Genomic DNA, 8,006 nt, shown 5'->3' on the forward strand with positions numbered 1-8,006 from the left:
GCGCACGGCCTTCAACTAATGAAAGTCGCGGCTGCGGATGCCCTCGGGCTGCGCGTCGAGCTTGGGCTCCCACAGCTCGTCGGCGATCAGGTGCGTCACCCCCTCGGCTCGCTGCACGCGTCCGGTCACACCCAAGATGACCGCGGTCCTGGCCAGGATCGAGTGCTGCTCGAACACCTGACTCCAGATCACCAGATTCACAAATCCGGTCTCGTCCTCGAGGGTACAAAAGGTCACGCCGCTGGCGGTCCCGGGCCGCTGCCTGCAGATCACCAACCCGACATAGCGGACCTTGCGGCCGTTCGGCAGCCCGTCGAGGGTCTCGGCGTCGGGCAGGCCGTGATGGCGCAGCTCGTCGCGCAGCATCTCGAGCGGGTGACCGCGGGTGCTGTGCAGGCTGCTGCGGTAGTCCCAGCTGATCGCCTCGTTGTGATCGAGGCGCGCGAACGCGGGCTGGCGGGCGCTGGCGTTGGCGTTGATCGGCAGCCGATCCCCCGCGCGGGCGAGCGAGCCGCGGACCGCCCAGCTGGCGTCGCGGCGGGTGCTGGAGGTGTCGCCCAGCGGCCGCGGGCTGCGGTCGAAGCCCTCGAGCGCGCCGGCCTCGGCGAGCAGCCCGAGTGATTTTTGGTGGAGGCCAGCGTCACGCACGAAGCTGTCGAGGTCCCGCCAGGGGCTGGTGTTCGCGCGCAGCTCACCGCGGTTGGTCCACGGGCGCGGGGGATGGAGCTGACCGGGATCCGGCGGGGTCTGAGCGACAGCCTGGCGGGCGGCCCGAGCTTTGAGCAGGCGCTCGGCGTCGGCCCGATGAAAGCCCTTGATCCAGCGCAGACCCATGCGGATCGCAAACCGATCGCGCGGCCTCGGCCCGCCGCCGCCGCCTTCGATCGTGCGCGGCTCGAGCGTGCAGTCCCACTCGCTCACGCGCACGTCGACCGGCCGGACCTCGACGCCGTGGCGCCGGGCGTCCTCGACCAGGGTCGCAACCGAGTAGAAGCCCATGGGCTGGGCGTTGAGCAGCGCGCACGCGCAGGCTGGCAGGTGATGGGTGCGCAGCCAGGCGGTGACATAGGCGATCAGCGCGAACGAGGCCGCGTGGCTCTCGGGGAACCCATACTCACCAAAGCCGCGGATCTGTTGAAACACTCGATCGGCGAAGCCCTCGTCGATGCCGTTGGCGACCATGCGCGTGACGATGCGCTCGCGGTGCTGCTCGATCCGGCCGCTCGATCGCCACGCGCCCATGTCCCGGCGCAGCTGATCGGCCTCGCCCGGGGTGTAGTCGGCCACGGCGATCGCGAGCTTCATGACCTGCTCTTGAAAGATCGGCACGCCGCAGGTCTTGGCCAGCACGCGCTCGAGCTTGGGGTGGGGGTACTCGACCCGCTCCTTGCCCTGCCGCCGCCGCAGGTAGGGGTGGACCATGTCGCCCTGGATCGGACCGGGCCGGACCAGCGCGACCTCGATGACCAAGTCGTAGAATTTTTGCGGGCGCAGGCGCGGGAGCATGGCCATCTGCGCGCGGCTCTCGACCTGGAACACGCCGACGGTGTCCCCGCGCGAGAGCAGCTCGTAGGTGGGTGGATCGTCGGCCGGGATCGTGGCCATCTCGAGATCGATGCCGTCGTGCTCGCGCAGCAGCTGCAGGCACCCGCGAATGTGGCTCAGGGCCCCGAGCCCGAGCAGGTCGACCTTGAACAGGCCGAGATCCTCGACATCGTACTTGTCCCACTGAATGACGGTGCGCTGCTCCATGCTGGCCGGCTCGATCGGGACCATCGCGTCGACGGGATCGCTGCCGAGCAAGAACCCGCCAGGGTGGATCGAGAGGTGGCGGGGGAAGTCGAGCAGCTCGGCGCTGAGCCGCAGCAGGTGGGTGTGGATCGGCTGCGCGGGATCCAGCCCGACGTTGGTCAGCAGCTGCGCGTCGATGTTGGCGCCCCAGTGACCGAGCAGCTTGGCCACGCGATCGAGGGTGGTCTGCGGCAGCCCCAGGACCTTGCCGACCTCGCGCACGGACGAGCGCGCGCGGTAGCGGATCACGTTGGCGACCATCGCCGCGTGCCGCCGGCCCCAGCGCTTGTAGACCCACTGGATCACCTGTTCGCGGCGCTCGTGCTCGATGTCCAGGTCGATGTCGGGCGGCTCGGCGCGCTCGCGGCTCAAGAACCGCTCGAACAGCAGGTCCATGCGAACCGGATCGATCGCGGTGATCCCCAGGCAGTAGCAGACCGCGCTGTTGGCCGCGCTGCCGCGGCCCTGACACAAGATCCCCTCACGTCGACAGAACTCGACGATCTCTTTCATGGTCAGGAAGTAGCCGCCGTAGTCGAGCTCGGCGATCAGCTCGAGCTCGCGCTCGAGCTGGGCCGAGACGTCGCTGGGGATCACGCCGCCGTAGCGGTGGGCGGCGCCGGCGAGGGTCAGCGCGCGCAGGTGGTCGCCCTCGCTGAGGCCCTCGGGCAGGTGCTCGCCGGGATACACGTAGCGGATCTGGTCGAGCGAGAACTCGCAGCGCTCGGCGATCTCGAGGGTGCGATCGAGCAACCCCGGGCAGTCGGCGAAGCGCTCGCGCATGGCGTGGATCGACTCGAGGGCATGCTCGGCGTTGCCCTGGATCGTCAGGCCAGCCTCGCCGAGGGTCGTGCCCGCGCGCACGCAGGCGAGCACGTCTTGCAGCGGGCGCCGGGCAGGGGAGTGGTAGAGCACGTCGGTCGCGGCCACGAGCGGCACGGCGCAGCGCAGCGCGGCCCGGCGGATCGCGTCTTCGCGGGCGAGCTCCTCGGCCTGGTGGTGGCGGCTGACCAGCGCGTAGACACGATCCCGGCCCCACGCCTCGGCCAGCACCGGCAAATGTTCGGGATCGCGGATCAGCGCGATCAGGCCGTCGCCGATCGCCCCGGTCGCGGGGGTGTTGGCGGCCTCGTCGTAGATCCCGGTCGCGCGGCTGCCCGCGAGCTCGTCGAGGCTGAGCAACGCCTGACCCTTGGGGCCGCGGCTGTGGGCGATCGACAGCAGACGACACAGCCGCGCCCAGCCAGCGCGGGTCTGGGCCAACACGACGACCGAGGCGCGGGCCTCGAGGTTGGTGGGCTTGCGCTTCGAACGAGCGCCCCGGCCCGGCTTGGACTGGCTCGGGGTCGACGCGAACAGCTGCTCGGGCAGCTCACCAATGCTCAGCTCCGAGCCGAGCAGCAGCTTCATGGGGCCGTGCTTCTTGGCCGCGACGTGAGCCCGGACCACGCCGTAGACCCCGTTGCGGTCGCACAGGCCCATCGCCGGGAGCCCGAGCGCCACCGCTTGCTCGACGAGCTCGTCGGGGTGGCTCGCGCCCTCGAGGAACGAGAAGTTGCTCTTGACGGTGAGGGGGACGTAGGGGCGCACGTTGCGGATCGCTGGACTGGCTGGGTGTTCAGTCCATTGATCATGCATATGTGCATGGTTGTAAAGTGCATATGTTCCTGTGCAGGCGTCACGGAGGGCTGTAGTGGCTGATATAATCGGTTTGAACACGCAGAAACGCCTGCGTGCGAACATGGCGCATGCAGGCGTGCAGGTCGGTGTCCGGTGCGCTTAGCTTCTCGGATAGGGTGCGCAAGTGGCGCCTGTCCGCCGCGACACTCTCTCCTACTCGAACTCGCGGAAGGTCAGGTTCACGCGCGGCCCCTTGACCCGCTTCCGGCGCGGGACCGCGTGCTGCCATGTCGCTTGCGTCTGGCCCGACATCACCAACAGGCTCCCATTCGAGAGGCTCACCGAGAGCTGACGCTTGGGGTCCCCGATCCGACGGAGCACGAAGTCTCGCTCGACGCCTACACTGACGCTGGCGATGAAGGGATCCAGGCCAAGTCCTGGCTCGTCATCGGAGTGCCAACCCACGGTGTCGTTTCCATCCCGGTAGTAGTTCAGGAGTACCGAGTTGAACTTGCGCTTTGTGGCCCGCTGGACAGCGTCGCGAACCTTGGCGATCTCCGGTGCCCAGGGCAACGGTTGCATCTCGATGCCGGACCAGACGTAAACTTGGCCGGGATCGCCGTACCACTGCTGCAGCCGAGGGAGGTCGTGTTCCTTGCCGAACACGCGGATTTTGTCATGACGCCACGGCACCACGTCGATCAGCCGCCCCAGAAGCTTGGTCGCCGCCTGAGGAGGCAAAAAGTCCCTTCGCAGCCAGATGCTGGCGCCCGTCGCCGCGATCGCCTCCCAGCGGTGTACCGGGGGGGCTGAAGCCGGAACGTGAGCGAACAGAGCAGCTTGAGTCATGACAGCACAGGGCGGCTAGCCAGGACATCTTACGAGGATGAGGATCCGTCTGCCAGGGTGATCTCTCAGATGATTTGGCCGGCTCTTGCGGTCAGCCGGCGTCAGCCGCGGTGATCCGCAAGCATGCACGCTGTGACCCAGCACAACTGCGGGGGAGTTGACGGGTTCCTGCTCGCGGACTCCGCGTCTACCCAAGACCAGGTGGCTGATCGCGGTCGCCAGGGCGCAGGCTCAAGTCGCCCATGAAGTCGAGCAGATGCGGGCTTCGCTCGCCGCGGAGCCGCTCTTTTCGGTGGACCGTGGTCGCAGCTACGTGGTATCCCAAAGTAGTGAATGTATTTGAGCTGATTAAAAGGGTTCTCGACGAAGCTTTTGATGACATTCAAGGGACGCGGGATGAGAAGTTCAACAAAATCAGAGCCGCGCAGGATGCGATGAGTCAGCGCTACCAGTCACTTGGAGTTGGAGGTCCGGGACCCAGCTATGGCGACCCTGCGACCCGGTTTGCCTATGTCTTCCGGTACGTGACCTCTCACGCAAATTTGGTCGCGGAGGCCATCGCAAACAGCGCGAAGCTGCGGGACGTTTTCGCTGCACCGACAGGGGGAGCGGATACAATCAGCGTCGCATGCCTGGGAGGTGGCCCAGGTAGCGACTTTATTGGGGTTTTGAAGTATATGATTAAGAATGGGGCGTCAGCGTCCCTCCTGTGCCATTTGCTCGACAAGGAAGGTGCATGGGGGGACAGTTGGTCGGGTATAGGTAGCATGCTCGAGGAGATCCCCTTTCGTGTATCGACCCATTTTCAAGCGCTCGATGTCACGCTGGCGAACACGTGGGATCAGCAGCGCAGGTACCTCAAAGCGGACATCTTCACGCTCATCTACTTCGCGTCGGAACTCTGGGGGGTCAAGGATGCATCGGAGGTGTTCTTCAAACACGTCTTTGGAAGCGCGAAACCGGGCGCTCATATCCTCTATATCGACAATGATTCAGATATCTTTACCCATTGGTTCGACACGCTTGCGGCAGAAGTCGGGCTCGAGGAGGTCCAGTCCTGGTCCGAGGATGCGCGAATGCCGTCGGACGAGCAAAAGGATGTGCTTGCATCGTACCTCACGCACTTGGGGTGGCCCAAGATGAAGGCGCGCGTCGCCGTCCGTGTGCTTCAGAAAAGGCAGATCGACACGTGATGCCATGATTGCGAGCCTGCGACAGTCGTGGCGCTGTCCAGGCTCGAGGCGCGGCGTTGCTCGAGATCAGCCCGTGACTTCAAGGCTCGTGGGCCGGCGGCTGATCGCCATGGCGGTCCACTGATCCAAGAAGCGCTTGGCGTCGGAGGGCGCGATCCCAATGCAGCCCAGGGTGCCGGGGTCGTTGCCGTCGGGGTGGATGCCGAGGCCGCTGCGGCTGGCGTCGGTGCCGTGCTCGATCGGGATGAAGAACGCGGCGCCGCCGGCCTTGAAACCGGATGAGAGGTGGGATCCCGCGACCGCGCCGCGGACGTTGACGCGATACAGCCCATCGGGCAGCTCGCCCTTGCCGTAGCCGCCGGACACGGCGCTGTAGCCCTTCCCGTTGAGGTAGAGCCGGCCCGTGGTCTTCTCTCCGTCTTTGCCAGTCTTTGTGTATGTGAACATTTGCTCGATCGCTCCTGTGGTCGATGGTTAGTCGCTCAGCTTGAGTAGATGAACCATTTCGCCGATGAACGCCTGCTCTTCGGGCGAGATGTGCCCGTCGGCGCCAGCGATCCGCCACAGATCCGCGAGGATCCGGCGGCGGGTCGCCCGGTCGGTGGTGACCGAGAGCTGCTCGGCGGCCTCGCGCGCGCACTGCAGCTTGTCGGGGAACTCTGGCCGGCGCTTGAACTCGGCGACCGCCCAGCGGATCACCACGGCTCGCTCGGCGATCGAGATGTCGGGCGCCCACTGCTGGGCCTGCTGGCGCAGGACCATCTTCTCGGCCTCGTCGACGTGGCCGTCGGCGACGCTGAGGGTCAGGTACAAGAACGCGATCGCGAGCAGGCGCGGATCGGGGCTCAGCCCCAGCTGCTGGGTGCTGTTGACGATGAAGCGCAGCTCTTGGTCGCGGATCTCACCGTCGTCGCTGGCGATCTCGTAGAGCGCAGACAGGACCTCGGCGAGGCGCTTGCGCGGGAGCAGCTTGGCGAGCTCGGTGTTGTACTCGCGGGTTCGCGCGCCGCGTGTCGCCACGTCTGGCAGCGCCCGGTAGTCGGCGACCGTGTGGCGGACCAGGGCGCTGAGCTGCTCGAGCCCGAGCGCGGGTACCCACCGGTGGAGGCGCTTGGCGACGGCGTGAAGATCGTCGTTTGTGAGGTGGCCGTCCGCGCTCTCGACCAGCCCGACGAACACCCACGCGAGCCCGGGCAGCTCGGGCGGGAACGCCACCACGTCGCCGGGGATCACCGGCGGCGGCGAGGTCATGGCCTGGGTCGCCGAGATCGGAGCCCGCCGCGGCTGGGGTCGAGGTGGGCGCTTGTTGGCGTGGTTGCTCGGCTTGCTGTGCACGGGCGGCTGCACGCGCGGGGCCTGGCGGGGGCTGCCCTTGGGCAGCACGACCTGGCGCGGCTCGGTGCGCTCGCTGGCTTGCTCGGACTGCGCGCGCGCCTGGGCCTGCTCGCGCGCCTGCATGGCCTTCATGGTGTTGACGTCGATGTTGACCGTGGCCTCGAGGGCGACGAGCGGCGGCGGGAGCTGGGCGCCCGCCGGATCGCCCGCCGGGATCGCCTCGAGCGCGCTCGCAAACGCGTACATGTCTGGGTAGCGATCGTTGGGGAGCTTCGACAGCGCTCGCAAGATCACGGCGTCGACGGCCTCGGGGATCCCGGCCTCGGGCACCAGCGAGCGCATGCTGGGCGCCGGCTCGCGGATGTGGCAGTTGAGCATTTTGAGCGGGTGCTTGGCGTCGAAGGGCAGGCGCCCGGTGAGCATCTCGAACGCCATGCACGACAGCGCGTACATGTCGGCGCGGCCGTCGAGCTGGCCCGCGGTGGCTTGCTCGGGGGCCATATAGGCCGCGGTGCCAAACACCATGCCCGCGCGGGTCAGCGCGGCCTCGTCTTCGACCTTGGCGATCCCGAAGTCGAGGATCTTGACGAAGTCCGCCCGACCGCTGCGCTTGATCAAGAACACGTTGCCCGGCTTCATGTCGCGATGAATGATGCCGTTGTCGTGCGCGGCCCCGAGCCCGTAGGCGGTCTGGATCAAGATCGACTTGGCGCGCTGCCACGGCACGCGGCCGACCTGCTCGATCAGGTGGGTGAGTTCCTGGCCCCGCAGGAACTCCATCACGAAGAACGCCGAGCCGGTCGGCGTGTGGCCGAAGTCCAGGATGTCGACGACGTTCTCGTGCTCGATGCTCGAGGTCGCCTTGGCCTCGCGCAAGAATCGCTCGACGATCGTCTTGTCGTAGCAGAGCTCGGACTTGAGGACCTTGAGCGCGACCTTCTTGCCGAGCGTCACGTGCTGCCCGACGTAGACCGAGCCCATGCCGCCCTCACCGATCCGCTCGAGGACCTCGTAGCGGTCGGCGAGCACGGCCCCGAGCAGCGTGTCTGGGCCGGCGGCAGGCTGGGCGGTGGCCGGCGGCGGCGGTTGTTGTTGCGGCGGGGGCAGATCAGACACGGAGCACCGAGGCGGTTGGTGGCGGTGGTTCGAGCGTAACAGGGCGCGGGGCTGGGCCCAAAGGTGGGGGTCTGGTGGGCCCAGCCCCGCGCCCTGTTACGC

Annotated in this window: 5 protein-coding genes; 1 reads left to right on the top strand and 4 read right to left on the bottom strand. The window is 67.3% G+C overall.

What is annotated here, in order from left to right:
- Positions 1–15: 15 nt before the first annotated feature.
- Both ENSA7_RS31815 and ENSA7_RS31820 read right to left on the bottom strand, forming a co-directional pair.
- Positions 16–3,381, bottom strand: a complete 3,366-nt coding sequence (locus ENSA7_RS31815; RefSeq protein ID WP_106093161.1) for an error-prone DNA polymerase — start codon at positions 3,379–3,381, stop codon at positions 16–18.
- A gap of 243 nt (positions 3,382–3,624) precedes the next feature.
- A complete protein-coding gene (locus ENSA7_RS31820; RefSeq protein ID WP_106093162.1) occupies positions 3,625–4,260 on the bottom strand; it encodes an alpha-ketoglutarate-dependent dioxygenase AlkB family protein in 636 nt (211 codons plus the stop codon).
- 329 nt (positions 4,261–4,589) lie between these two features.
- Here ENSA7_RS31820 and ENSA7_RS31825 point away from each other — a divergent pair, with 329 nt between their 5' ends.
- A complete protein-coding gene (locus ENSA7_RS31825) occupies positions 4,590–5,453 on the top strand; it encodes a hypothetical protein (protein ID WP_106093163.1) in 864 nt (287 codons plus the stop codon).
- Between the two features lie 66 nt (positions 5,454–5,519).
- Here ENSA7_RS31825 and ENSA7_RS31830 read toward each other — a convergent pair whose 3' ends face one another.
- Positions 5,520–5,900, bottom strand: coding sequence for a L,D-transpeptidase (locus ENSA7_RS31830; RefSeq protein WP_106093164.1), 381 nt, complete (start codon positions 5,898–5,900; stop codon positions 5,520–5,522).
- A gap of 27 nt (positions 5,901–5,927) precedes the next feature.
- Positions 5,928–7,904 carry a protein kinase domain-containing protein gene (locus tag ENSA7_RS31835; protein WP_106093165.1) on the bottom strand — a complete coding sequence of 659 codons (1,977 nt, stop codon included), beginning with the start codon at positions 7,902–7,904 and terminating at the stop codon, positions 5,928–5,930.
- Positions 7,905–8,006: the final 102 nt, after the last annotated feature.

Source organism: Enhygromyxa salina (assembly GCF_002994635.1).
GTDB lineage: Bacteria > Myxococcota_A > Polyangia > Nannocystales > Nannocystaceae > Plesiocystis > Plesiocystis salina_B.